Raw genomic sequence first — 21,797 nt, forward strand, 5'->3', positions numbered from 1 at the left:
ATGCTGAACCATCCCACACTCCCGCATCGGATGCGACGGAGAAGGAGAACGGTCATGAGCAATGACGAAACTCGGGAAGCGCTCAGAATAGCATCCCGCAACGACCTCGCCGTTTTCGGTGTGCGTGCGCTGCGTATTCTTCTGCCAGGAGATTACCAGCACTTTGAATACATTGACTTGTTGCTGCTTTGGATCGGCGCCCGAATGCTTCTCGGCCGAGCATGGCAAGGCGTGGTCAACATGCCACCTCGGCACCTCAAAACCCTTTGCGTCATATGCGCAATCGCCTGGTATCTCGGGCGGAACGCGACGAAGCGGGTGATGCTCGTCACCCACTCGTTGTCCCTTTCCAATACCATAGCGCTCAAGATCCTGAGCCTGGTTCGCAGTCCATTCTTCCAAACCATCTTTCCGGAGTTTCGCCTGAGGGATGACAAGCAGGCTGCAATGGATTTCGAAACGACTTTGGGCGGCGGCCTCATTGCCGGCAGCTTTGGCAGTCGGTTGACCGGCCACGGCGCGGATCTTCTCGTCATGGATGACCCCATCGCTGCACAAGAAGCCTTCTCGATCGTGTCAAGAGACGCAGTGGAATTGTTCTACGAGACGACGCTCAAGACGCGCCGCAACAATCCGCAAACGGGGGCACGCCTACTCATTACCCACCGGACTCACCCAGACGACCTATCGGGCAAATTGCTCAGGGAGGGATTTGATCCACTCGTCCTTGCTTTCGAAGCCCAGGAGGATGAACGTCATGAAGTCGGCAACTTCGTCTTTATCCGCAAAAAGGGCGAGGTGCTCCAGCCGACGATCTATACGCCTGAGATAGTGGCAAACCTCAAGCGCGAGACACCCGCCCACGTCTTTGCGACCCAGTATCAAAACCGCCCGGTCGCCATTGATGGGGGTTTGCTGAAGCCAGGCGACTTCCCCTTGGTGTCGAGTGTGCCCCAAGGTGGGCAAACCATCATCTCCTGGGACGTGGCCTCCTCGACCAACCCCAAGTCATCCTATTCGGTGGCCTTGGTGTTTGTTCGGCACCAGAACGTCAACTACCTCCGACATATCCTGCGCAAACGCGTGGATTATGCCGAGCTGGCGAGCACGGCCAAGACGCTGAACGACCTCTACAGGCCGACCCACCATTTGGTCGAATCCGCTTCCCTTGGCCCTGCCCTCATGGCCGAGCTGCAGGGTCTCGGAGCCAATGTGATTGCCATGAGCCCAACCGCCTCCAAGCTGGAGCGGCTCTTGGCCGTCATGAACCAGGTCAACAGCCAGCAGGTCCACCTGTGGCAGGCGATGCCGGGGCTCGAAGCCTTCCTCGACGAGGCGTTTTCGTTCCCGCATGGGTCGAACGACGACCAGATCGATGCCCTGACGCAATACCTCAAATGGATCGCCGAGACCACGCCAGCACCCGGTCACGAACTCGTTGCCCTTGGCATTGGCAGGCCTCCGCACCAGCGCGATCGCTATCACTCCATCAAGCGAATGGTTCGCAATTGACCGACAAACCACCCCTTTCAGCTTTAGGAGAAACCAATGGATATCGATACGATTACGCGCAAACCCCCAATGGTTGGCCATTGGAGCCTTGATCTCACCACCTTCAAACACTCGATCGACGGCGTTACCAGGGACATCTTCGGCTTCAGGCGCGAGGACCGAGACCTTCTTATCGACGACCTGAAGGATATGACCCGAAGGCCTGACCTTCCCAACGAGAGGACATGGGGACCGCTTTTTCCAGACTGGAAGCCGACCAAGGAGCCCTTCGTTGCTACGTTCCGGATCTGCCCTATGGGACGGTACTTCGAAGTGGTCTGGATCCGCTCCACCATCGTCTACCAACGCTCCCCCGAAATGCTCCTCGGAACCGTAGAGGTTCTCGATATCGATGACAGCCAGACCGTCGATCTGCGAGAATACCGGCTGGACAAAGCCGAACGGGAGGGAAGGCTGCGCTAAGCGAGCCTGGCCTGCCAAAAACAACGGCCGCTCGAGGCGCCTCGAGCGACCGCTGGTCAAACCAGCCCGTCGAGCTAATCGCTATGCCTTGGCCTTCCGCTTCGCCGCCGCCTTCTTCACCGGCGCCGGCGCCGTCTTCCTCCCAAGGCCCGACGATTTTGCCAGCGCAGAACGTGCTGCCGAGTAGTTGGGAGCAACCATCGGATAGTCCTTGGGCAAGCTCCATTTGTCACGATATTCCTCCGGCGACAGATCGTGAGACGTGCGCAGATGACGCTTCAGGGATTTGTATTTTTTGCCGTCCTCGAGGCTAATGATGTAGTCCGGAAACACGGAGCGCTTCGGATTAACCGCCGGCTTCTGCGGTTCCTCGTGCGCCGGCGCCGTGTTGTTCACCTGAGCCAAAGCCGAATTCACACTGGCGATAAGATCCGGCAATCCTGCAACCGGCAGGGCGTTGTTTTGCACATAAGCGGCAACGATGTCAGCAGTCAGCTCAATCAAGTTGTTTTGATTCTCATCAGTCAACGTCCGGCTCCTTCAAACTTTGGGAATTTTGATCTTCGCGATTGTCCAGCAGAAATCGATATCAGCAGGCAATAGAAGGCCCAGAAGCCGCCGTCAATGCGGACTGCAGGCTGACACGATGAAATAAGTACTCATATGGCGGCCTGATAGCTCCGCACCTCTATGAAACCGGCCTATTGGACCGCTTTCACGCGTAAATTCAGCGTCTTCCAAGAAAATGCAGCCTCTAATCTGTGTCCAGGATAGGGCAGATAAATCATTGACCCATCTGAAGCGGCGTTCTCTTTTGGATATCTGCTCGAAAATCGACTGGACTTCCCTCCGGAAGCAAGCATTGGTCTATCAGCAAGACGAGACCAGCTATGGCGAAGAGACACGGCAAGATATCTGACAAAAGCACGACCGACGCCATTCACCAACACTTGTTCGATATAGAACCGGAACTCAGAATGCTGGAAGGCGTGGTGGGGATACTCCAGTCACTTAGCACTACAGCCGATCAAGTCGAGCCCATAGCCCTTGCCCCGCTTGCCCATCTGAGCGCAGAGGCTCTGGAAAAGATTTTTTCAACGTGGCGACAGGCTGTGACCGCCTCCTCTAATGAGGCACTGGCGCAATGAACGACCGCGATCAACGACACTACCGCACAGCAAAAACGCCGATAAGCAGTACTGGTACCGGCTGCATCCGCGAGGGCGACCAAAGGGGTCAGCGTTTCTCACTCGCTGCCGGAAGAATTTTCGTCTTTGCGGAGCAAATCGGCTGGGTCTATCTCCAGCACCTTGGCGATCTTCTCGATCGCCTTCAGGCTTGCGTAGTACCGACCACGCTCGAGCAAGCTGATATAGGTCCGATGCAGCTTAGCCTCATGGGCAAGGTGCTCCTGGGAAATGTCCTTTGCCTCCCGTGCCGCTCGAAGATTGCGCGCAAAACGATGCCGTATGTCCATAGGACGTACCACAGCCGCTTGCGGCGTATACTCGCCACAGAGTATACTCTACATTTCTCACCTACGCCGCATCTCTGCGGCAAATTCCATCCCATTTTGAAACCACCTCGGGGGAAGCATGACTGACTGGTATTATGAAGAGAACGGTACGCAGCGCGGGCCGATCAAGGAGGCGGACCTGGCGACGATGTTTGCCAATCGCTTTCTGCCCCTGGAAGCGCGGGTATGGTCGGCTGCCCTCGGCTCGGAGTGGACGCCAGCCAGCCAGACGAAATTCAAGGACAGTATTTCTGTAGCCCCGCCGATTTTGCCGCCTCCGTTACCCGGCGCGCAGCCAAGCCCGGCGCCCACGGCGGCAGTGCCTCAACCTTCTGCTGCGCGCAAAAAAGCGGAGGCGCCGGGTATCAGCTCGTACTGTGCTGAGGTGATTGCCTTCTCACCGCTGGCCATGCTGCTTGTCGATGTCACCGCCAAGGCAGCCAAAGTGGATCCAAGTGCTGGCGACTTCAACAACGCCTCTCAGCTCTGGTGGACGCTGGCCGTCATCGTGGTGTGCGTCCTGGACGTCAGGCAGCTCAATCGCAAAGGGCTCAATCCAGGCAACCGATGGATTACGCCCTTCGTGCTGCTCTCGCCGGTCGGCTATTTTTGGCGAAGGGCCGCAATCGTCGGCGGCGGCTGGCGCTACCTGTGGCTCTGGCTCGGCTGCGTGGTGATTGGGTTCGCGGGAGAGCTCGCTTACGTCATTGACGGGTGAACACCCAATCAACCTCGCCTAAAAACGCATCCGGCATCACAAGGTTGATATGAACGATACGCAATCCGAATTGCTGACGCTTCTGCTGGTCGCAACGATCATCTTCCTCATTCCGACCATCATTGCCTTCCTGCGGCGCCACCCGAACCGATGGGTGATCTTCCTGCTCAACACCTTTCTCGGGGCCACGGGCATCGTTTGGTTCGGCTGCTTGATCTGGGCGTGCAAGGCCATCCACATCACTGCTGACCCAAGAGGAACCAACGGCGGCGAATCCGGCCTCAACCTGACCGCCAATGACGTCGCACGGGTGCGTTTTGAAAACGTCGCTCCGCCGTCACCGCAGGCCTCGCGATTGCCCAGCGAGGACATGCTCAATCGGCTGGAACGCCTGAAAAAGCTGCGCGACGACGGCGCCATTGACGCTGAGCAATTCGAACGTATGCGCGATGGGGTCGTCAAGGCGGGATAATGCCGAGCTCCAAAGGCTTATCAAAAACCGATCTCAACCCGCACCGTTTCCGATCACAACAGTTCGTCTGGTCAGTGCTCCTTGGAGGACTTCAATGCTAAGGGCTATCTGCGTCACCTTAGGGCCCGCCACCATCTTCGTGCTTGGCGCCACCACCGCACACCTCCAAGCAGCACCCAACATCAGCGTCATGTCTTTGCCCTATGTCGGCTGGCAAGTGGACATTCCCTTCGATAACAATGGAACCGGCAAGATCAAGATAAAGCCCGACACCAAGGAGGGCCGGCAGATTGCTGCCGCCGCGGCATTCTACAGCCTGGAATTCTGCAAGAAATGGTATTGGGAGCTGAGCGGTCCGGCGCGCGATTACATCGCCAGAGCAAAGCGGTCCGATCCACCCGAGTTCACTGCGCTGCAGCGCTCTATTCGCCGCGCTATGCACAAACTCGGTCTAAGACAGGATTTCGATACCTGCGTGATGCTCACTGACCCATACCAGGCTGGCGGAGATCTCGCCGTGCTTATGCCGTGGGGCAAAAACGGCTTTTATCCGGAGCATGATCAATAGCATCTTGGCCTGACAGCAGTCTGAAATGGGCCGCTGAACGAACCCGCTGCGCGGGATGGGCGCGTGGGGTGAGGTAGAGATCACGAGCCGAACGTCGCGCTCGCATTGAGGGTGGTTCGGCAGCGGCAGAGCATCACGGGCTTCTTCAACAAGGAGCCTGACCATGCCCTATCCTGTTCTCGAAGCTTCGATCAGCCCGTTGCGCCAGCGGCTGATCGACGACATGAACATGCGACGTTTCAGCCAGGAGACGCAGCGCAACTATCTCCGCGACATCGGACGCCTGGCGACGGTCCTCGGCCGGTCGCCGGATACAGCGACAACCGACGACCTGCGCCGGTTCCAGATTGAGCAGCAGGATGACGTTTCCAGTGCCGACGATGAACAGCATCGTGTCGGCGCTGCGCTTCTTCTTCACGCATACGGTCGATCGTCCCGATCTGGCGCGCAAGCTCGTTCGTCTGGCGCACCCGCGCAAGCTGCCGGTGGTGCTCAGCCGCGACGAGGTTGCCCGTCTCCTCAACGCCACCACCTGCCTCAAGCACCAGGCCGCGCTGTCGGTTGCCTATGGCGCGGGCTTGCGCGTCGCCGAGGTCTCGGCGCTGAAGGTCGCCGACATCGACAGCGATCGCATGCTGATGCGGGTGGAGCGCGGCAAGGGCGGGCGGTATCGCAACGCCATGCTGTCACAAGACCTGCTCTTGTTGTTGCGTCAGTGGTGGAAGGTCGGACGCCAGCAGGGCGTGATGCATCGCGACGGCTGGCTGTTCCCGGGGCAGCATGCGATGAAGCCCATCAGCACCCGCCAACTCTATCGCGTGGTCGTCGAGGCGGCACAGGCCGCCGACATCGCCAAGCGGGTCGGGCCGCACACGCTGCGTCACAGCTTCGCCACCCACCTGCTGGAGGACGGCACCGATATCCGGATCATCCAGGTCCTGCTCGGGCACGCCAAGCTAAATAGCACCGCCTTCTACACCAAGGTTGCAACCCGCGCGGTGCGCACCGTCACGAGCCCGCTCGACAAGCTTGGCCTCTTCAAGCCGGAAGAGATCTCACCCGACGGCTGAGCGTGCGCGCCTCGATTGAGGTCGCCGACATCTTCCGCACTGCCGGGCCCGCCTACCGGGCCGCCCATGCAGGGCATCTGACACTGCAGCAGCTCAAGGTCATGTCGGCGATCGAGCACTGCCGCACCGCGGCCCTTGGCGGGCACGTCGAGGCCTGCGAGGACTGCGGCCAGTGGCGCATCGCCTACAACTCCTGCCGCAACCGGCACTGCTCCAAGTGCCAGGGCGCGGCTGCACGTACATGGCTCGCCGAGCGGGAAGCCGACCTGCTGCCGGTCGGCTACTTCCATGTCGTGTTCACGCTGCCGGCCGAAGTCGCCGACGTCGCCTTCCACAACAAGGCGATGGTCTACGACCTGCTGTTCAAGGCGGCATCGGAGACGATGCTGACCATCGCCGCCGATCCCAAGCATCTTGGCGCCAGCATCGGCATCACCGCCGTGCTCCACACCTGGGGATCGGCGATGACGCACCATCCGCACGTGCACATGATCGTGCCGGGCGGCGGTATCGCGCTAGACGAAAGCCGATGGATCTCGTCGCGCCCGGCATTCCTGCTGCCGGTGCGCGTGCTCGGCAAGCTGTTCCGCCGCCTGTTCCTCCACCGGTTGGTCGCGCTGCACGACGCCGGCCGGCTCAGCTTCTTCGGATCGATGGCGCACCTCACTGACCGGCGGGCATTCCTGCACCACCTCGCTCCCGTCAGCAGGAAGCGCTGGGTGGTCTACGCCAAGGCACCCTTCGCCGGCCCGGAGGCGGTGCTCGCCTATCTGTCGCGCTACACGCACCGGGTCGCGATCTCGAACCGCCGCCTCATCCGCCTCGACGAAAGCGGCGTCACCTTCCGCTACAAGGACTATCGTCGCGACAGCGCCGACCGGCAGCAGCTCATGACGCTCGCGACCGACGAGTTCATCCGCCGCTTCCTGCTCCACGTCTTGCCAAAGGGATTCCACCGCATCCGGCATTGCGGCCTGCTTGCCGGCTCTGCTCGCAAGGCCAGCCTCGCACTTGCTCGTGAACTCCTGAATGTCGCCGCACCGTCCGATGACGACACCACGGACGAGCCGGACAACTTCCGCCCGCCATGCCCCTGCTGTGGTGGCCGCATGATCGTGGTCGAGGTGTTCGAACGATGGAGGCAGCCGCGCGGGCCGCCACACGGTTCCCCGTCGACCGGGAGCAGCACGCCATGACCCGGCATGGAATGGTTCAGCCTTCAGCTGCAGGCACTCAGCCTCCGGCAACGGCTCGACGCACGTCTATGGTGATTATCAACGCCGACAGAGCCGCGCCGAGCCGCCCACCGTCCCGACAATACCGCGGGGAGGCCCAACGAAGCGGTCTGTCCGCATTCACCCCAGAGCTTCCCGATGGCGGTCGCGCCATCGCCGACATCTGCCGAAATCCGAAATCCCCATAGCCATCGCCTGTGGCCCGCGGGTTACTTCCTCGGGGACTTTCGTACGCCTGCCGGCGCCCGAAACTCTTCACGAAAGCGGATCGGCAGCTTCGCAATGCAGATCTTCAAGAGCGGACATTTCACTTTGGCAGAGGCATCATGCCCACTGTTCGATGCCCGTCCCGCCTTCAAACCATCGCGTAGGCGATATCGAGCGGAACGCGGTGGTCATCGACCGACCGAACGCCGGCGGTGTTCTCGGCCAGAACGAGCGATGCCTTTCGTTCCTGTTCCGACAGGTAACCGCCCCAGAAGGCGACCACCCCGTTGGTCACGATCACGTCGGCCTCTCCGATTGAGGGCCATGCTTCGGACCGCAGGGCAACAACAATTTCCTGCCTGATACTGGCAACGTCATGGAAGGAGACCGGGCGAGGCAGGCTCTTCCTGACGGAAAACAGCGCACGCACCAGGTCCGCCCCGGCGACGATCCCCACGACGCGTTCGCCCTTGACGACAAAGACCAGCCGGGTGCGATAGATTTCAAGCAGCGCTGCTATTTCGTCGATCGGGGTGCTCAACGAAACAGTGACCACCTGCCTGGTCATGAGGTCAGTCACATGGAGGGAGTGCGACTTTAAATAGTCCGCTGCGAGCGCCGTATTGCTGCCAAAGAGCCGAACCCACCAAGGTCGGCGAGGAGCGGCTGTCCCGATTTCGGCCCTATGGATCAGGTCTTCCTCGCTTACGCTCCCGAGCAGCACGCCCCGGTCGATCACGGCAACCGCGCTCAACTCGCGCGTGACAAGGAGGTCGCACACTTCGTCCAATGCGCTGTCCGGCCCGACCGCGACGACCGGTGACGTCATGACATCCATTGCGATCAGCGCCCGTGCTCTGTCGGGCGGCCGAACGCCAGGCCACGAAAGCACCTGTGGCTATCGCTTTTGGACCCATCCATGGTCTGCGCGCCTCGTCGCGCATTTCGCAAGATTTCGTGCTTTCGCCGATTTGAACCATCGGCGCCGGCCGCCAAGCCGTTGCGAAAGCTTCGCCCTTTCGTTTGTGCAGCACAAACGAAATTTATTGCGGCTTTATGACAATTTTTTTGCATCGTAATTTCGATACGAGCGAGCGGCATCGGCCCTTCCCTTTTTCGGACGCGATATCCATTTTTGACGGGTCGTACTGGTTTTCGGCAGACGGCGATGTCACTCCCGAAAGCGTCTGAAGGGGATCTTATGATGATCACTGGTGCCCAGTGCCGCGCCGCTCGCGCGCTGGTCGAATGGACCCGCGAAAAGCTCGCCAGCAATTCTGGTGTGGATGCGCTGGTCATCGAAGAATTCGAGCGTCGGATCACCCTCCCCGACCGGGACATCTGCGACACACTGCAAACCACGCTTGAAAAGGCCGGCGCTGTTTTCATTGCCGAGAACGGCGGCGGTATCGGCGTTCGCCTCAAGCTCAACCGCTCGGAGGTCAGGCGGATCGGGGTTCTGGAGAATGAGGGCGGTATCGTCGGAACGGATGCCGTTCCATAGGCTCAGGCCTCTGAGGATCGATCAATTCGCTATCCCAGTCCCCTCGATGGACAATTTCAGGATCCAGCGTTGGCTGATCAGGTGCAAGCAAGGAGAGGGTCGTGAAGGTTATGTGGGGTGATCTCACCGAGGAGGAGCAGACAGCGCTTAAGCGCATGAATCGCGGACCTTGCCCGGCTCTATCGAAAGCAATGGCCGAACGCCTCGTCTTCCTCGGGCTGGCGGAAGAGAGACCGCACGGAACCGGCATAAACAGGAATGGAAGAGAACTGGTGATAAACACCTTGCTCGGCACTCGCCTCGAATAGCTCAAGAATGGCACCGTTGAGATGGTTGCCTTGACTTCCGAGATTGCTTCCCCAATTATGCCCTTATGAACGCCGCTGCTAAAATGCTTTGCGATTTTCTTTTCCGGGTTTGCCCCATCGCGGGGTTTTAACCCCCGGCTCGGCCGCCATGTGCCCCGAGCCGAGGGGCATGACTTCCATCGACATAGGGATGATCCGCAGGGCCTGCACCGCCCCGGTATCGCCGCTTCGAGCAAAAAAATCTCTCCGAATTGGCCAGTTACCGCCACCTTGATGGCGGCCGGGCCGCTAGAAATTATGAGAATGCAAATGCAACAAAACACGAAAACCCAGCGTAAGCCCAATATCCGCATTTCGCAGTCGGATCATGCACGTTTGTCGGCCCTCGCGAGCACTCTGGCCGCACGAAACCCAGATGCGTCCGATGAACTGCTTACCGAACTCGAGCGTGCGCGCGTCGTCGCCGATGGCTGGGTCTCAGCCGGCACTGTCCGGATGGGCTCGACTGTGACGTTCAAGCCCGACACTGGCGATCGGAAAACGGTCACACTGGTTTATCCTGGCGATGCGGACATCTCTGAGGGCAAGGTTTCAATCCTGACGCCGATCGGCACGGCCCTGATCGGCCTCTCGGCTGGACAGTCGATCATGTGGACCGCCCGAGACGGGCGCAGGCACGAACTGTTGGTGCTTGGTGTGAATCATCCCGCCCCGGAAGACGATGGCGCCGACCGCCTCGCACCTGCGTCTCCGGCGATCGCGGCGAGCCTATAGACATGGGCGTCTCCGTCCGTCTCCTCAATCACGCAGGCAGTCTGATCGCGGGAGTCTGACCCCTGGGCCGGCCTGGTCCGGCGCAGGGGTATCTTTCCACATCACCCGATCAATTGCTTATTGCCGGATCGCCTTTCATTGGCCCGGCTGGAGACATTTCATGCCCACTACCGATAGCTGCCAACTGACCACCAAGGACTACACGATTCTTGAGGTGATACGGGAGCGCCATCCAATCCGCGACGAAACCTTCTCGACTATTCTTCAACGGAAGATTTCGAGCGCAGTTGTAATGTTTCGGGAAGACATCCCGGCAAACGTCGTGACGCTCAGCAGCCGCGTGCCTTATCGGGTGAACGACGGCCCTGCCGAAGCCCGCATCGTCGCCCATGACCAGATGCGCGGTCTGGTCGGCATGCTTTTGCCTATAACCAATCCGCGCGGCCTGGCGTTGCTCGGTCTGGCCGAGGGTCAGTCCATGTCCATTCCGACAGCGGACGGCAGCCTTGAAACGCTGACCGTGCATGAAGTGGTTTATCAACCAGAAGCCGCAAGGCGCGAGAGGCTGAAGTTGGCGGGAGTTGCTGCGCCGGGCTCGCACCGGCTGAGCGGACCGGGTCTGCGCGTCGTCCATCGTTCCGATGAACCGCACGACGAAGCTCAGAACAAGGTTGCGGCGGCCTTCGACACCGGTTTCGACGACCCGGATCCGTCGGCCGCTTGAGAACTCGACTATCCCGAAGGCCGTGAAGGCGGGTAGACAAGCGTTCCGTCGACCCTCGCCCTCACGCCGCCGGTGAGTTTCGCCGACTCGACCTTGTCTTGGCCCATCAGATGAAAAACGGTTTCGCCGTGGCTGATCAGATAGTCAGCCACGATTCTCCTGTGACAGCGCCACCAGAGCGTTTCCGAGCACATGACGGCACACCGCCGCTGCCTGCCGAGGGAAACAAGCCTGTTCAAGCCGCTGGCAAACTCCGCGGACAAAGCGTAGTCGGCGTAGTTGTGGAAGCTCTGGTTGATCCAGAATGCGTTGAGCGTCGGCGCAACGTCGTGTGCCTTGCCGCGCAGGCCGCCAAGCTCGGGGATGCACTCATATCCGATGCCGAATGCTGCCAGACTTTCCGGAAGCACCTCGCTGTTGAATTGCGGGTTCGCCCGCGATCGTCTGACGGTCCTTATGTCGACCACCAGGGCGACTTCTCCAACTCGCAGCAGGGCAACAAATTCGGCAATCGACCTGCTCGAGTGACCGATGGTGTAAAATGGATAAGGCATGTTCGGTCAATGCGTGGCGGTCCATCCTTCCAGCCACGTGGCTTCGCTCCTGGGAGGAATGATCATTTCACAACTTGGTTCAGGCCGCGTAGCGCCTCCTGCACGTCGGCTCGCGCCTCGCTTGCTTCCGGATAGACTGCATAGGCCGGATAGGTGAATTCCGGCGCGCCTTCCACGACCTCCAGCTGCCCCGCCTCGATATGAGGAGCTGCGGCGCCCCGGCGGAAATAGCCCATGCCGCCAGCGCGCAGAATATAGCTGAGGCCCAACGGCCCCAGGCCAACCAGCAATCCAGGCTCTCCGAACGCGGTCGAACTTGCATCGTGCTGCGCCGCGAACAGCGGTCCCCAATCCACATAGACATAGTCTTTCGCACCGGCCGGATCTTCGCTCTTGGTCCTCACGAGAACAAGTTGCTCTTCGACTAGCAACTCCACCTTGAATCCTGGCAAGAGCTTCGGCGCATAGAGCACCGCGATATCCAGGACCCCGGTCCGGAGCTGTTCGAGAAGCTGGTCGGGCACGCCGACCTGAGCATGGATCGCGATCTGGGGCTTAGCCTTCTTCATCCACACCAGCCAGTCGAGCAGCAGCGGATTCCACAGGCTGAGTTCGCCGCCCAAGGCAACGACGCTTGTCCGCCCCGACGGGATGGCGAGCTGATGTCGGGCACGCTCCCAGATTTGAACGAAAGATTGGGCGTACCGCTCGAACTCGCGCCCGGACGGCGTCAATTGCGCGCCGTTGCGGTTTCGGATGAAGAGCTGACGTCCGAGCTCCTCCTCCAGCGTGCGTATACGTGCGCTCACAGTGGTCTGCGTGACGTGAAGGCGATCCGCAGCCTTCAGAAAACTGCCCGAATGGACGATTTCAAGGAACGTGCGGGCGCGATCGATGTCCATCGTACCTTCCGTGAATGCAATAATTTTGCACTCATACAACATTTAATTCCGTTTGCCTTCCTATTTCGTGCGGAGCACGCTGCAGCAAACGTGCGGGCGCACGAATGTGGAGCTGACGATGGCAGAAGAGAAAGACCCCGACCTTGAAATCCACGAATACGCATCTCCGCCCTGCTACGCGCACGAGCTTTCATCCGAATATGGCGGACAAGCTGAGCCGGGAGATTCCTGGAGCTGCGTCCTGCGCTGGCGCAAGGCGGAACGGCAGAGGCTGATCGAGGAGCGCCCCGCCATCGACGCTGAGGAGAGGAGCGCCAGGTCAAACCGCATCGCTTCGCGCCTTGACGTCGCCGTCGGCAAAGTCAGTGGCCGCATCGTCAGCGGCTATTGGCCGTTCCGCGGCGAACCCGACCTGCGCAACTGGGCGATCACGGTCATCGAGCGCGGCGGCAGGATCGCGCTTCCGGTCGTCATGAGGAAGGGCTGGCCACTGGAATTCCGCGTCTGGAGGCCGGGCGATCCGCTTGAGCGTGGCGTTTGGAACATCCTGGTTCCCTCACGCGGCCCCTCGGTCGTGCCGGACGTCGTGATAGCGCCGGTGGTCGGCTTCGACGGAGCGAATTATCGCCTGGGATATGGCGGCGGCTTCTTCGACAGAACGCTCGCGGCGATGCACAGGCGGCCGCTGGCCATCGGAGTGGGTTATGCCGGAAGCAGGCTCCGAACGATCCATCCGCAGCCGCACGACATTCCGATGGACGTGATCGTCACGGACGACTGAAACACGAAGCAGACAGCGCCTGGTTTCCGATCGCGACGGCGGCTGAACGTCGTCCATCGCGGCAACCATCCTGCATGCCTGAATGAAAGGCAGGTTGAGCACCATGTCGAATCCAGCGGCATCCTTCGACGACCATAAGCCCCGGTTCTTCGCCAGATGGCTGTACTCGACCAACCACAAGGATATCGGGACGCTCTATCTGCTGTTCTCGATCATGGCGGGGATACTCGGCACCGCGCTTTCGGTGCTGATCAGGATGGAACTCCAGGAGCCAGGTTTGCAGATATTCGGCGATCCGAGTGTGTACAACGTCGTCGTCAGCGCCCACGGCCTTGTCATGATCTTCTTCGTCCTGATGCCGGCCTTGATCGGCGGCTTCGGCAATTGGATGGTGCCGATCATGATCGGCGCGCCCGACATGGCGTTTCCGCGCATGAACAACATCTCCTTCTGGCTGCTCGTGGCCGCGTTTATCCTCTTCGTCAGCTCGATGTTCGTGCCGGGAGCGCCAGGCACTCTCGGCCACGGCGGCGGCTGGACGCTCTACCCGCCGCTTTCGACCTCCGGCCAACCGGGCCCGGCGGTCGACCTCGTCATCCTGTCGATCCACCTTGCGGGAGCGTCGTCGATCCTGGGCGCGATCAATTTCATCACGACCATCTTCAACATGCGCGCGCCGGGAATGACGATGCACAAGATGCCTCTGTTCGCCTGGTCGATGCTGGTCACCGCTTTCATGCTTTTGATGTCGCTGCCGGTGCTTGCCGGCGCGATCACGATGCTGCTCACGGATCGCAACTTCGGCACGACCTTCTTCGTCCCCGACGGCGGCGGCGACCCGATCCTCTTCCAGCACCTGTTCTGGTTCTTCGGCCATCCCGAGGTCTACATCATGATCCTGCCCGGTTTCGGCATCATAAGCCACGTCATCTCGACCTTCGCCAAGAAGCCGATCTTCGGCTACATCGGCATGGCCTATGCGATGGTGGCGATCGGCATGATCGGCTTCGTCGTCTGGGCGCATCATATGTATACGACCGGCATCTCCCTCGACGCCCAACGCTACTTCGCCTTCGCGTCGATGGTGATCGCCGTCCCGACAGGCGTGAAAGTGTTTTCGTGGCTGGCCACGATGTGGGGCGGGTCGATCGAGTTCAAGACGCCGATGCTGTGGGCGACCGGCTTCGTCCTGCTCTTCACCATAGGCGGCGTCACCGGGATCATGGTCGCCAGCCCCGGCATCGATCGCTCGTTGCACGACACTTATTTCGTGATCGCCCATTTCCACTATGTGCTGTCTTTGGGCGCGGTCTTCGCCATCTTCGCGGGCTTCTACTACTGGTTGCCGAAGATGACAGGCTACATGTACAGCGAAGCCTTGGGAAAACTGCATTTCTGGACGATGTTCATCGGCGTCAACCTTGTCTTCTTCCCGCAGCATTTCCTCGGCATGGCGGGCATGCCGCGACGCTACGCCGACTACCCCGACGCTTTCGCCGGGTGGAATTTCGTGGCGTCGATCGGATCCTACATCTCGACCGCGGGGCTGATCATCTTCTTCGTCGCGGTCGCGGAAGCTTTCAGCCGCAAGCGCGTGGCCAGCGCCAACCCGTGGGGCGAAGGGGCGACCACGCTTGAATGGCAGCTGCCCTCGCCGCCGCCCTTCCATCAATGGGAACAGCTACCCCGCATCCGTTGAGCAACCGGACCACTGGATGCTTCGACAAGCTGTCTGGTGAATGTCATGAACGAGACCACAGACCCGACCAGCCAGATTCTGCTCGTTGCGATCTTCGCGTTTTGGTGGGCAATGCTGGGCAGTTGGAGCCCGCTTCTGTCGCGTTGGATCGAGGAGAGGGCCAAGCGGGACGATGCGTCGACGCGGCCGAACGGCAGTATGGAACCTGCGCCCTCTGTGGACACGCCCCTGAATGCGCTTCGAGAGATCGACCCGGACTTCGACCTCCCAGCATTCCTATCCGGCGCCAAGAGCGCCTATGAAGCTATCTTGCGGGCCTATGCGGACGGCGACATCCCGACGTTGAAACGCCTCGTCGAGGCTGAAGTGCTTGATGCGTTTGAGCGGGAGATCGCCGAACGTCGGAACCGGGAGGAGACGTTGCAACTCACCTTCATTGGCACGCGTGAAGCGAAGGTCGTCGACGCGCTCGAGGAGGACGGCGTCGCTGAGATCGTTGTCCGGTACGATTCCGACGTGGTCAGCGTCACACGCTCCGCCGATGATGCGGTCGTCGCCGGCGATCCCCTGCAGATCGTCGAGGTGATCGACTATTGGACGTTCGCCTGTGAAACTCGGTCAACGAAGCGGAATTGGAAGCTGATCGCCACGGAAGGCGAATAGCGCTATCATCGGGCGGCTTCAATCGGATCTGCTCGGCCAGAGCCGCGGCCATATAAGACCGCCGCCTCGCCAGCATGGCCCCTATAGCTCGGCGCGAAGTACCTCCAAACGTCAGCAGGCATCCTGCCTTGACACGTGACCTCGGCACCGCCGGAGGCCTCCCCGGCAACGCTCCAAAATCTTATGAAGAACGATCAGGGAAGGGCTCCGACTGGCAGTGATCGTAAAGGCACCACCCTACTCGAACATGATCCGGGCGGTACCTCTTTTGGCGATCAACGCTCTCCGGACTTCCTGAATCCGCTGGGCCTGTTGTTTGGTATAGGGACCCATCGGCCGGGTCTTTTCATTGCCGCGACGCACCCGGCAGTACCAACGGCCGCCATCCGCGAAGATTTCAACCGAGGTCGGCATCTCGTCGGACTCTTCCTTGGCAATTTCCTCGGCAAACTCGACGATCTTTGAACAGTGCTGAGCGGGCGCTGTTGTGGGCAAACCGGCGACTGCGTTAAGTTCCTGCTGCAGTGTGGACATAGGTCGAACTCCTTTCGGTCACGATGAAACACCCGTTCATCCTGGTTGTGCTCCCAGTTACCCGCGAGCCATTTGCCGCTCCATCGCGACCTCGGCTTCGAGGCTTTCGATGTCCCGGAAAATCGAGGCGGCAGCCAGCGTGCGTCCTTTGCTCCTGAACCGCAGCAGGCAGTCCCTGGCGGCGACGTCGCCCTCGACGACGATCTCGTCCCATCTCTCGGCATGTCCGACATAGTTGATCGGAACGTCGTAATGCTGGCTCCAGAAGAACGGGACGGCGACGAACTTCTCGCGATGGCCGAGCATGTTGAGCACGGCGGTCTGCCCCTGCCTCTCGGCAACCACCCAGTGCTCGACCCGGATGTTCTCGCCGCTGTGGGGATCGGGCCATCGCGCTATGTCGCCGGCCGCGAAGATCCCCGGCTCGCTCGTCTCCAGAAAGGCGTCGACGGCGACGCCGCGGTCAACGGCCAGCCCTGCCGCTTCGGCGAGCCCGATGCGCGGCCGCACGCCAATGCCGACGACCACGAAATCGGCCGCCAAGGTACTGCCGCCGCTGAGGTGCGCCTTCCCGCCGTCGATGCTAGTTGCGGTTTCCTCCAGATGGAATACGACGCCATGCTCTTCATGCAGGGCGCGAATGAAGTCGCCCATCTGCGGGCCCAGGACACGTTCCATGGGCCGCTTCTCCGGTGCCACGACATGGACGTCGATGTCGCGCGCACGAAGAGCCGCGGCAACCTCGAGCCCGATGAAGCTGGCGCCAAGCACGACCACGCGGCGCGCGGCGGCGGCGCGCGCGATGATCGCCTTGCTGTCCGCGAACGAGCGCAACGTATGGACGTGCGGTCGGTCGGCCCCTGGGACGGTTAGGCGGACAGGTTCCGCGCCGGTCGCAAGCAGCAGCCTGTCGTAGGGAATCCTGCTTCCGTCTGCGAGGACAACCTCCCGGGAACGAAGGTCGATGCGGTCGGCTTTCGTGTTGAGCCGCAGGTCGATGTTGTTCTTCGCATAGAACTTCTCCCCGCGGAGCGGGATCCAGTCCTCCGGGGCTTTTCCGGCGAGGTAGTCCTTGGAGAGGTTCGGCCGGTCGACTGGCGGCGCGCGATCGTCGCTGACCATGACGATGCTGCCCTGGAACTGTTCCCGCCGCAACATTTCGGCCGCTGCGAACCCCGCCGCGCCGCCGCCTATGATTACGATTTTGTCAGGCACCTGGCCGGAGCTTCTGGAGCGCGGTTTCCGAGCCGCCCGTTTCAGTTTCTCGCCGACGAATATCCGGCCATCCCGCTGCTCGACGGCCCAGCAGGCTAATGGATTGAAGGCGGGAGCGCGCAGCGCTTCGCCAGTTCGCAGATCGAAGCACGCGTGATGCCACGGACACCGGACGGTGTCCGCCACCAGGAGACCTTCCGCCAGCGGCCCGCCGTAATGCGTGCATGTCGCAGAGGTAGCGAAGACTTCGGTCCCTCGGCGCACGAGTAACACCTGTTCTCCGCTGCTATGGCCGACAAGTTTTCCGCCATCGGGAAGATCGGACAACGCGATGCCTTGGACCAGATCCGGTCCGGCTAGCTTGGTAGCGCCTTCAGCCACGTTTTTCTCCATTGGCGATCCGATGTCGTAATCGCTCGTACACGGCCGAGAAGCGGCAAATCTTCCACCTGCGCAGCCTCGGATCGCATCGTGCCTGGCTGGATTTGCCCACGTCGCACCGCTCGCGCCAGGCGCCTCGCCTGGTCACTGTCGCGAGATTGAGCAACGCTCAGGCGTAAGTTTCCTGCCATTTCCGGTGGCACGCAAACGAATTTAATCGGCAATTGCGTGCAACTTTTATGTTGGCCCAGCGATCCCAACGCTGACAGCTATAGGATCGTTTGCCCCGTCTTGCCCCAGTCGGCGAGAAAGGATTCGAGCCCCCTGTCGGTCAGTGGGTGCTTGGCGAGGTTTCTGAGCACGTTTGGTGGCACGGTGGCGATATCGGCGCCTGCGATCGCTGCCTGTTTGACATGAAGAGGGGTGCGAATTGAGGACGCGAGGATTTCCGTCCTCAAGGATTTGTCGTTGTCGTAGATCGCGCGGATTTCCCGGATCACCTCCATGCCGTCTAGGCCGAGATCGTCGAGCCTGCCGACGAACGGCGAAATGAAGGTCGCGCCAGCCTTGGCCGCGAGCAGTGCCTGGTTGGCCGAAAAGCACAGTGTCACATTGACCTTGTGTCCGAGCTGGCCGAGCGCGCGGCACGCCCTGAAACCATCCCAGGTCGACGGCACCTTGACGGCCACATTGGCGGCAATCTGGGCGAAACTTTCTCCTTCGGCAATCATGCCGTCGAAGTGCGTCGCCGTGACTTCCGCTGAAACCGGGCCCTCGATCGTCTGGCAGATTTCCTTGATCACTTCTCTGATCGGCCGCCCGGTCTTTGCGATCAGCGACGGATTTGTGGTCACCCCATCGACAATGCCGGAGGCGGAAAGATCGCGAATTTCAGAAATGTCGGCGGTATCGACAAAGAATTTCATTGTTTTTCTCCTCAACGCGAACGTGCCCATCGATGCTTTGATGAGGTCTTCTTTAGTTTGGTTCCAGAAAGGTGATTTTGGTCTCGCTGTCGTGATTGCGCGCCCAATGTCTTTGATAGCAGTGGCAGCGCGATGCGGCGTTTCTATCGATGTCTCAGCAAAACCTCTCTAAGGACGATGGCATCGTTGTGGGCCTCGTCATGAGCCGAGTAAACGAGTGTGACAGGGCCCGCCCGCATCAGGTCGCGCAGCCGGTCGAGTTCATCGCGATGCTCACGGATTTCCGCCGCATATCTCCGACGGAATTCCTCCCAGCGGGCGGGATCGTGTCCGAACCATTTCCGAAGCTCGGCGCTTGGCGCGAGTTCTTTCATCCAGCAGTCGATGCCGGCGTCGGTCTTCTTGACCCCGCGCGGCCAAAGCCGGTCAACCAGCACCCGTGTGCCATCGTCGGCAGCTGGGCTCTCATATGCCCGCTTCAGTTTTATCCTCTCGTCGATGACTTTTCCGCTCATCCGTCCGTCTCCTTTTCGTTGACGGCATCCAGAAGCCCGGAGAACTTCTGTCGAAGGATCATCTCGTCGGCTTGATCGGATACGCTGACGAAGATGCTGCCCCGATACCGCTCGATCCAGTGATGGCCGGTTCCGTGGCTGCGCAGGTAGTCACCGATCTGATGAACCGTCGAATACTCCAGGCCCTGATGCAGGAGGAATTTCATAAGGTTGTGCTTTGCAAGCCGGGACAGATCGTCCCTGGCTCAGGGGGAGGCCTTCTGCCCTTGAGCGTTGAACTGTCTTAGATAGGCGATCACATCGGCGATCTCCTGATCCTTGCTGAGACCGGCGAATGTCATCTTCGTGCCTGGCACCAGTTTGCGCGGCGCGTGCAGATATGTGGTCAGCGTCGGTTCATCCCAGGTCAGGCCCGAATTCTTGTTCGCCGCGGAATAGTTGTAACCCGGGTAAGTGCCTGCCGCACGGCCAACGACGCCATTCAATACAGGCCCTACCCCGTTCTTAGCGTCGGGGCCGACCGCATGGCAGGCCATGCACCTCTTGAAGACCGAGGCGCCGGCGTCAGCATTGCCAGGAGATTTGTCCTGCGCCTGCGCAGAGCCGACTGCGGTGAGAACCGCGGTCGTCAATCCAAGAATGGTCGATTTCATCTTCGCGTGCTTTCAATGAGGGGCGGCTTGGTTGTCGCCAAGCCACCCTGTTATGTCGGTATTCGAAACTCACAGCCTGCCGGATCCGAAGCGTGGATCCGGACCCGGCAGACTTGCCTCAGGAGGGAACCAATGGGCCGGGGTTCTTCAGATATTGGTTCTTGATCGCGTCCGCCGCCCAATAGGCAAGAGCGCCCACCGGTCCGGTCGGATTCTTCCCGGCGTTCTGCGGAAATACACAGGCGCCGGTGACGAATACGTTCGGGACATCCCAGACCTGAAGATGTCTGTTCAGGACGCTGGTGGTGGGGTCGGCGCCGAAAACGGCCCCGCCGGTATTGTGGGTGCTCTGATAGGGAACTATGGAATAGGGCACCGGCGCAATGCTCCGATCGACCCTGATCGCACCCATCTCCTTGGCGATCTTCACGCAGATGTCGGCCTGGCCGTTCATCTGCTTTACTTCGTTGCCCTGGAAATCGAACGTCATCCTCATCAGCGGACGTCCGAAGATGTCCTTATAGGTTGGATCGAGGCTGAGATAGTTCTGCCTGTAGGCCATCACCGCGCCTTGATTGCCAACGTTGGCCGCATGGTCATAGTTGTCGACCACTGCTTTCTTCCAGTCCGAGCCCCAGCGCGGCGTGCCGTGGGGTGTCGGATGTGACTGGATAGGCCGGGCGCCAGAGTTGCTGCAACTGATACCGCCACCGCCGATGTAACCGGCCTTCACGAAATCGTAGTTGTCACCGTTGAAATCATCCATGCAGGTGCCGAGCGCGCCGGCGCCCATGAAGCGGTTCAGGATGGTCTTCTTGTCGAAGAAGGCGGTAGCCCCGCCGCCGCATTGGTAGGCATAGTTTCGGCCGACCACGCCTTTCCCCGTGGCGGGATCATAAGGAACGCCGATCCCCGACTGCAGCAGCAGGTTAACGTTGCCGAGCGCGTAGGCCGACAGGATGATGAGGTCGGCAGGTTGTTCGAATTCTCGCCCACGAGCGTCCAGATAGCTGACGCTGACGGCCTTCTTGCGGGTCGAATCGAGATTGACCTTCAGCACGATCGAATTTGTGCGCAGTTCGAAATTCGGATTCTTCAGCGCCAGCGGAATGACGGTGAAATGCGGGCTGGCTTTTGCATTCGCCTCGCAGCCGAAACGCTCGCAGTAGCCGCAGTAGTGGCATTGGCCGAACGCCACGCCATCGGGATTGACGTAATCGCGAGAGGCGTTGGACGAGGGGTTTGGGAAAGGATGGTAGCCGAGGTTGCGGGCCGCCTTCTCGAACATCACCATGCTCTGCGCGGCGATCATTGGCGGGTTGGGATAATCTTCCTTACGCGAGCCCTCGAAGATATTGCCGCCGTCGATTTTCTTGCCGTTGAGATTGCCGGCCTTGCCGGAGGTGCCGCAGGTCTTTTCGAACTTGTCGTAATAGGATTCGAGATCGTCATAGGTGATCGGCCAGTCCTGCAGGTGCATGTCCGAGGGAATGATCTTCTCGCCGTACTTGTCGACGGTCCGGGTGCGCGCCTGATGATCCCATTCGAGCCAGCGCCAGGTCACGCCGTTCCAGTGCACGCCGGCACCGCCGACACCCTGCCCCGGCAAGAAGGAGCCGAGTTGACGCATCGGCAGTGCCGTTTGCGATTCACTATTGCGGAATGTGATGGTTTCCCGCCGCACATTCTGCATGAGGTCGTGACGGGCGGCGTAGCGCAATTCGTCATGGATTTCCGGGTCGATGAAGTCCGGATTGGTGTCGCGCGGGCCTCCCCGCTCAAGGGCGACGATCTTCAGCTTGGTGGACGCAAGCTCCTTAGCGATGATGCCGCCTGTCCATCCAAGGCCGACAATCAGGACATCGACAGCGTTCAGTTTGGTGGCCATGTCAAAGTCTCCTTCT

Annotated in this window: 25 protein-coding genes and 1 pseudogene; 14 read left to right on the top strand and 12 right to left on the bottom strand. The window is 60.4% G+C overall.

The window, feature by feature from the left end:
* Positions 1-54: 54 nt before the first annotated feature.
* Positions 55-1,512, top strand: a complete 1,458-nt coding sequence (locus tag EOA32_RS01410; RefSeq protein ID WP_128370614.1) for a hypothetical protein — start codon at positions 55-57, stop codon at positions 1,510-1,512.
* A 36-nt stretch (positions 1,513-1,548) separates the two neighbouring features.
* Positions 1,549-1,974, top strand: a complete 426-nt coding sequence (locus EOA32_RS01415) for a hypothetical protein (RefSeq protein WP_128370615.1) — start codon at positions 1,549-1,551, stop codon at positions 1,972-1,974.
* Between the two features lie 81 nt (positions 1,975-2,055).
* Here the strand turns inward: EOA32_RS01415 and EOA32_RS01420 are convergent, their stop codons facing one another.
* A complete protein-coding gene (locus EOA32_RS01420; protein WP_128370616.1) occupies positions 2,056-2,502 on the bottom strand; it encodes a MucR family transcriptional regulator in 447 nt (148 codons plus the stop codon).
* Positions 2,503-2,864: 362 nt separating this feature from the next.
* On the opposite strand from EOA32_RS01420, the gene EOA32_RS01425 reads away from it, so the two are divergent.
* Positions 2,865-3,122 (top strand): hypothetical protein, encoded by a 258-nt coding sequence (locus EOA32_RS01425; RefSeq protein ID WP_128370617.1) that lies wholly within the window; start codon positions 2,865-2,867, stop codon positions 3,120-3,122.
* A gap of 98 nt (positions 3,123-3,220) precedes the next feature.
* On the opposite strand, the gene EOA32_RS01430 is transcribed toward EOA32_RS01425, so the two are convergent.
* Positions 3,221-3,451 carry a helix-turn-helix transcriptional regulator gene (locus EOA32_RS01430; RefSeq protein ID WP_128370618.1) on the bottom strand — a complete coding sequence of 77 codons (231 nt, stop codon included), beginning with the start codon at positions 3,449-3,451 and terminating at the stop codon, positions 3,221-3,223.
* A 118-nt stretch (positions 3,452-3,569) separates the two neighbouring features.
* Here EOA32_RS01430 and EOA32_RS01435 point away from each other — a divergent pair, with 118 nt between their 5' ends.
* The 5 genes and pseudogenes from EOA32_RS01435 to EOA32_RS01455 all read left to right on the top strand — a co-directional run bounded on the left by EOA32_RS01435 (position 3,570) and on the right by EOA32_RS01455 (position 7,514).
* Entirely contained in the window at positions 3,570-4,208 is a 639-nt protein-coding gene (locus tag EOA32_RS01435; RefSeq protein WP_128370619.1) for a DUF4339 domain-containing protein, read from the top strand.
* A gap of 49 nt (positions 4,209-4,257) precedes the next feature.
* Entirely contained in the window at positions 4,258-4,680 is a 423-nt protein-coding gene (locus tag EOA32_RS01440) for a superinfection immunity protein (RefSeq protein WP_128370620.1), read from the top strand.
* Between the two features lie 94 nt (positions 4,681-4,774).
* Positions 4,775-5,248: a hypothetical protein gene (locus tag EOA32_RS01445; RefSeq protein ID WP_128370621.1), complete on the top strand. Its 474-nt coding sequence runs from the start codon at positions 4,775-4,777 to the stop codon at positions 5,246-5,248.
* Positions 5,249-5,411: 163 nt separating this feature from the next.
* A pseudogene (locus tag EOA32_RS01450) lies at positions 5,412-6,318 on the top strand (tyrosine-type recombinase/integrase).
* Positions 6,319-6,320: 2 nt separating this feature from the next.
* Positions 6,321-7,514 carry an IS91 family transposase gene (locus EOA32_RS01455; protein WP_128370622.1) on the top strand — a complete coding sequence of 398 codons (1,194 nt, stop codon included), beginning with the start codon at positions 6,321-6,323 and terminating at the stop codon, positions 7,512-7,514.
* Positions 7,515-7,908: 394 nt separating this feature from the next.
* Here the strand turns inward: EOA32_RS01455 and EOA32_RS01465 are convergent, their stop codons facing one another.
* Positions 7,909-8,598: a CBS domain-containing protein gene (locus EOA32_RS01465; protein WP_128370624.1), complete on the bottom strand. Its 690-nt coding sequence runs from the start codon at positions 8,596-8,598 to the stop codon at positions 7,909-7,911.
* 366 nt (positions 8,599-8,964) lie between these two features.
* Here EOA32_RS01465 and EOA32_RS01470 point away from each other — a divergent pair, with 366 nt between their 5' ends.
* The 3 genes from EOA32_RS01470 to EOA32_RS01480 all read left to right on the top strand — a co-directional run bounded on the left by EOA32_RS01470 (position 8,965) and on the right by EOA32_RS01480 (position 11,070).
* Positions 8,965-9,264: an XRE family transcriptional regulator gene (locus EOA32_RS01470; protein WP_189406807.1), complete on the top strand. Its 300-nt coding sequence runs from the start codon at positions 8,965-8,967 to the stop codon at positions 9,262-9,264.
* Between the two features lie 617 nt (positions 9,265-9,881).
* On the top strand, positions 9,882-10,346 hold the full coding sequence (gene rnk, locus EOA32_RS01475; protein ID WP_128370626.1) for a nucleoside diphosphate kinase regulator: 465 nt from the start codon (positions 9,882-9,884) through the stop codon (positions 10,344-10,346).
* Between the two features lie 160 nt (positions 10,347-10,506).
* Positions 10,507-11,070: a nucleoside-diphosphate kinase gene (locus EOA32_RS01480; RefSeq protein WP_128370627.1), complete on the top strand. Its 564-nt coding sequence runs from the start codon at positions 10,507-10,509 to the stop codon at positions 11,068-11,070.
* 8 nt (positions 11,071-11,078) lie between these two features.
* Here EOA32_RS01480 and EOA32_RS01485 read toward each other — a convergent pair whose 3' ends face one another.
* Both EOA32_RS01485 and EOA32_RS01490 read right to left on the bottom strand, forming a co-directional pair.
* On the bottom strand, positions 11,079-11,624 hold the full coding sequence (locus tag EOA32_RS01485; RefSeq protein ID WP_128370628.1) for a DUF488 domain-containing protein: 546 nt from the start codon (positions 11,622-11,624) through the stop codon (positions 11,079-11,081).
* Positions 11,625-11,686: 62 nt separating this feature from the next.
* Entirely contained in the window at positions 11,687-12,526 is an 840-nt protein-coding gene (locus EOA32_RS01490; protein ID WP_128370629.1) for a LysR family transcriptional regulator, read from the bottom strand.
* Between the two features lie 118 nt (positions 12,527-12,644).
* On the opposite strand from EOA32_RS01490, the gene EOA32_RS01495 reads away from it, so the two are divergent.
* The 3 genes from EOA32_RS01495 to EOA32_RS01505 all read left to right on the top strand — a co-directional run bounded on the left by EOA32_RS01495 (position 12,645) and on the right by EOA32_RS01505 (position 15,669).
* A complete protein-coding gene (locus EOA32_RS01495) occupies positions 12,645-13,307 on the top strand; it encodes a 5-formyltetrahydrofolate cyclo-ligase (RefSeq protein ID WP_128370630.1) in 663 nt (220 codons plus the stop codon).
* Between the two features lie 103 nt (positions 13,308-13,410).
* Positions 13,411-15,006 carry a cytochrome c oxidase subunit I gene (gene ctaD / locus EOA32_RS01500; protein ID WP_128370631.1) on the top strand — a complete coding sequence of 532 codons (1,596 nt, stop codon included), beginning with the start codon at positions 13,411-13,413 and terminating at the stop codon, positions 15,004-15,006.
* Between the two features lie 45 nt (positions 15,007-15,051).
* Positions 15,052-15,669: a Tim44/TimA family putative adaptor protein gene (locus tag EOA32_RS01505; protein WP_128370632.1), complete on the top strand. Its 618-nt coding sequence runs from the start codon at positions 15,052-15,054 to the stop codon at positions 15,667-15,669.
* A 237-nt stretch (positions 15,670-15,906) separates the two neighbouring features.
* On the opposite strand, the gene EOA32_RS01510 is transcribed toward EOA32_RS01505, so the two are convergent.
* The 7 genes from EOA32_RS01510 to EOA32_RS01540 all read right to left on the bottom strand — a co-directional run bounded on the left by EOA32_RS01510 (position 15,907) and on the right by EOA32_RS01540 (position 21,781).
* Complete coding sequence (locus EOA32_RS01510; RefSeq protein WP_128370633.1) at positions 15,907-16,203, bottom strand: hypothetical protein; 297 nt, start codon at positions 16,201-16,203, stop codon at positions 15,907-15,909.
* 57 nt (positions 16,204-16,260) lie between these two features.
* The gene (locus EOA32_RS01515) at positions 16,261-17,799 is read right to left on the bottom strand and encodes an FAD-dependent oxidoreductase (RefSeq protein WP_245499111.1); all 1,539 of its coding nucleotides are present in this window, start codon (positions 17,797-17,799) and stop codon (positions 16,261-16,263) included.
* A gap of 269 nt (positions 17,800-18,068) precedes the next feature.
* Positions 18,069-18,725 (bottom strand): fructose-6-phosphate aldolase, encoded by a 657-nt coding sequence (fsa, locus tag EOA32_RS01520; protein ID WP_128370635.1) that lies wholly within the window; start codon positions 18,723-18,725, stop codon positions 18,069-18,071.
* Positions 18,726-18,868: 143 nt separating this feature from the next.
* On the bottom strand, positions 18,869-19,240 hold the full coding sequence (locus tag EOA32_RS01525; protein WP_128370636.1) for a DUF488 domain-containing protein: 372 nt from the start codon (positions 19,238-19,240) through the stop codon (positions 18,869-18,871).
* On the bottom strand, positions 19,237-19,446 hold the full coding sequence (locus tag EOA32_RS01530) for a hypothetical protein (RefSeq protein WP_128370637.1): 210 nt from the start codon (positions 19,444-19,446) through the stop codon (positions 19,237-19,239). Before EOA32_RS01530 ends, EOA32_RS01525 begins: the two co-directional genes overlap by 4 nt.
* 39 nt (positions 19,447-19,485) lie before the next feature.
* Positions 19,486-19,893 carry a cytochrome c family protein gene (locus EOA32_RS01535; RefSeq protein ID WP_128370638.1) on the bottom strand — a complete coding sequence of 136 codons (408 nt, stop codon included), beginning with the start codon at positions 19,891-19,893 and terminating at the stop codon, positions 19,486-19,488.
* Positions 19,894-20,011: 118 nt separating this feature from the next.
* Positions 20,012-21,781, bottom strand: coding sequence for a GMC family oxidoreductase (locus EOA32_RS01540; RefSeq protein ID WP_128370639.1), 1,770 nt, complete (start codon positions 21,779-21,781; stop codon positions 20,012-20,014).
* Between the last annotated feature and the right edge of the window lie 16 nt (positions 21,782-21,797).

This window comes from Mesorhizobium sp. M1A.F.Ca.ET.072.01.1.1 (genome assembly GCF_004023325.1).
GTDB lineage: Bacteria > Pseudomonadota > Alphaproteobacteria > Rhizobiales > Rhizobiaceae > Mesorhizobium.

What these genes read in the sequence shown, in the direction of transcription:
- EOA32_RS01410 (WP_128370614.1), top strand. Translation starts at nt 55, where the DNA reads ATGAGCAATGACGAAACTCGGGAAGCGCTCAGAATAGCATCCCGCAAC.
- EOA32_RS01415 (WP_128370615.1), top strand. Translation starts at nt 1,549, where the DNA reads ATGGATATCGATACGATTACGCGCAAACCCCCAATGGTTGGCCATTGG.
- EOA32_RS01425 (WP_128370617.1), top strand. Translation starts at nt 2,865, where the DNA reads ATGGCGAAGAGACACGGCAAGATATCTGACAAAAGCACGACCGACGCC.
- EOA32_RS01430 (WP_128370618.1), bottom strand. Translation starts at nt 3,451, where the DNA reads ATGGACATACGGCATCGTTTTGCGCGCAATCTTCGAGCGGCACGGGAG.
- EOA32_RS01435 (WP_128370619.1), top strand. Translation starts at nt 3,570, where the DNA reads ATGACTGACTGGTATTATGAAGAGAACGGTACGCAGCGCGGGCCGATC.
- EOA32_RS01440 (WP_128370620.1), top strand. Translation starts at nt 4,258, where the DNA reads ATGAACGATACGCAATCCGAATTGCTGACGCTTCTGCTGGTCGCAACG.
- EOA32_RS01445 (WP_128370621.1), top strand. Translation starts at nt 4,775, where the DNA reads ATGCTAAGGGCTATCTGCGTCACCTTAGGGCCCGCCACCATCTTCGTG.
- EOA32_RS01465 (WP_128370624.1), bottom strand. Translation starts at nt 8,598, where the DNA reads ATGGATGTCATGACGTCACCGGTCGTCGCGGTCGGGCCGGACAGCGCA.
- EOA32_RS01470 (WP_189406807.1), top strand. Translation starts at nt 8,965, where the DNA reads ATGATCACTGGTGCCCAGTGCCGCGCCGCTCGCGCGCTGGTCGAATGG.
- rnk (WP_128370626.1), top strand. Translation starts at nt 9,882, where the DNA reads ATGCAACAAAACACGAAAACCCAGCGTAAGCCCAATATCCGCATTTCG.
- EOA32_RS01480 (WP_128370627.1), top strand. Translation starts at nt 10,507, where the DNA reads ATGCCCACTACCGATAGCTGCCAACTGACCACCAAGGACTACACGATT.
- EOA32_RS01485 (WP_128370628.1), bottom strand. Translation starts at nt 11,624, where the DNA reads ATGCCTTATCCATTTTACACCATCGGTCACTCGAGCAGGTCGATTGCC.
- EOA32_RS01490 (WP_128370629.1), bottom strand. Translation starts at nt 12,526, where the DNA reads ATGGACATCGATCGCGCCCGCACGTTCCTTGAAATCGTCCATTCGGGC.
- EOA32_RS01495 (WP_128370630.1), top strand. Translation starts at nt 12,645, where the DNA reads ATGGCAGAAGAGAAAGACCCCGACCTTGAAATCCACGAATACGCATCT.
- ctaD (WP_128370631.1), top strand. Translation starts at nt 13,411, where the DNA reads ATGTCGAATCCAGCGGCATCCTTCGACGACCATAAGCCCCGGTTCTTC.
- EOA32_RS01505 (WP_128370632.1), top strand. Translation starts at nt 15,052, where the DNA reads ATGAACGAGACCACAGACCCGACCAGCCAGATTCTGCTCGTTGCGATC.
- EOA32_RS01510 (WP_128370633.1), bottom strand. Translation starts at nt 16,203, where the DNA reads ATGTCCACACTGCAGCAGGAACTTAACGCAGTCGCCGGTTTGCCCACA.
- fsa (WP_128370635.1), bottom strand. Translation starts at nt 18,725, where the DNA reads ATGAAATTCTTTGTCGATACCGCCGACATTTCTGAAATTCGCGATCTT.
- EOA32_RS01525 (WP_128370636.1), bottom strand. Translation starts at nt 19,240, where the DNA reads ATGAGCGGAAAAGTCATCGACGAGAGGATAAAACTGAAGCGGGCATAT.
- EOA32_RS01530 (WP_128370637.1), bottom strand. Translation starts at nt 19,446, where the DNA reads ATGAAATTCCTCCTGCATCAGGGCCTGGAGTATTCGACGGTTCATCAG.
- EOA32_RS01535 (WP_128370638.1), bottom strand. Translation starts at nt 19,893, where the DNA reads ATGAAATCGACCATTCTTGGATTGACGACCGCGGTTCTCACCGCAGTC.
- EOA32_RS01540 (WP_128370639.1), bottom strand. Translation starts at nt 21,781, where the DNA reads ATGGCCACCAAACTGAACGCTGTCGATGTCCTGATTGTCGGCCTTGGA.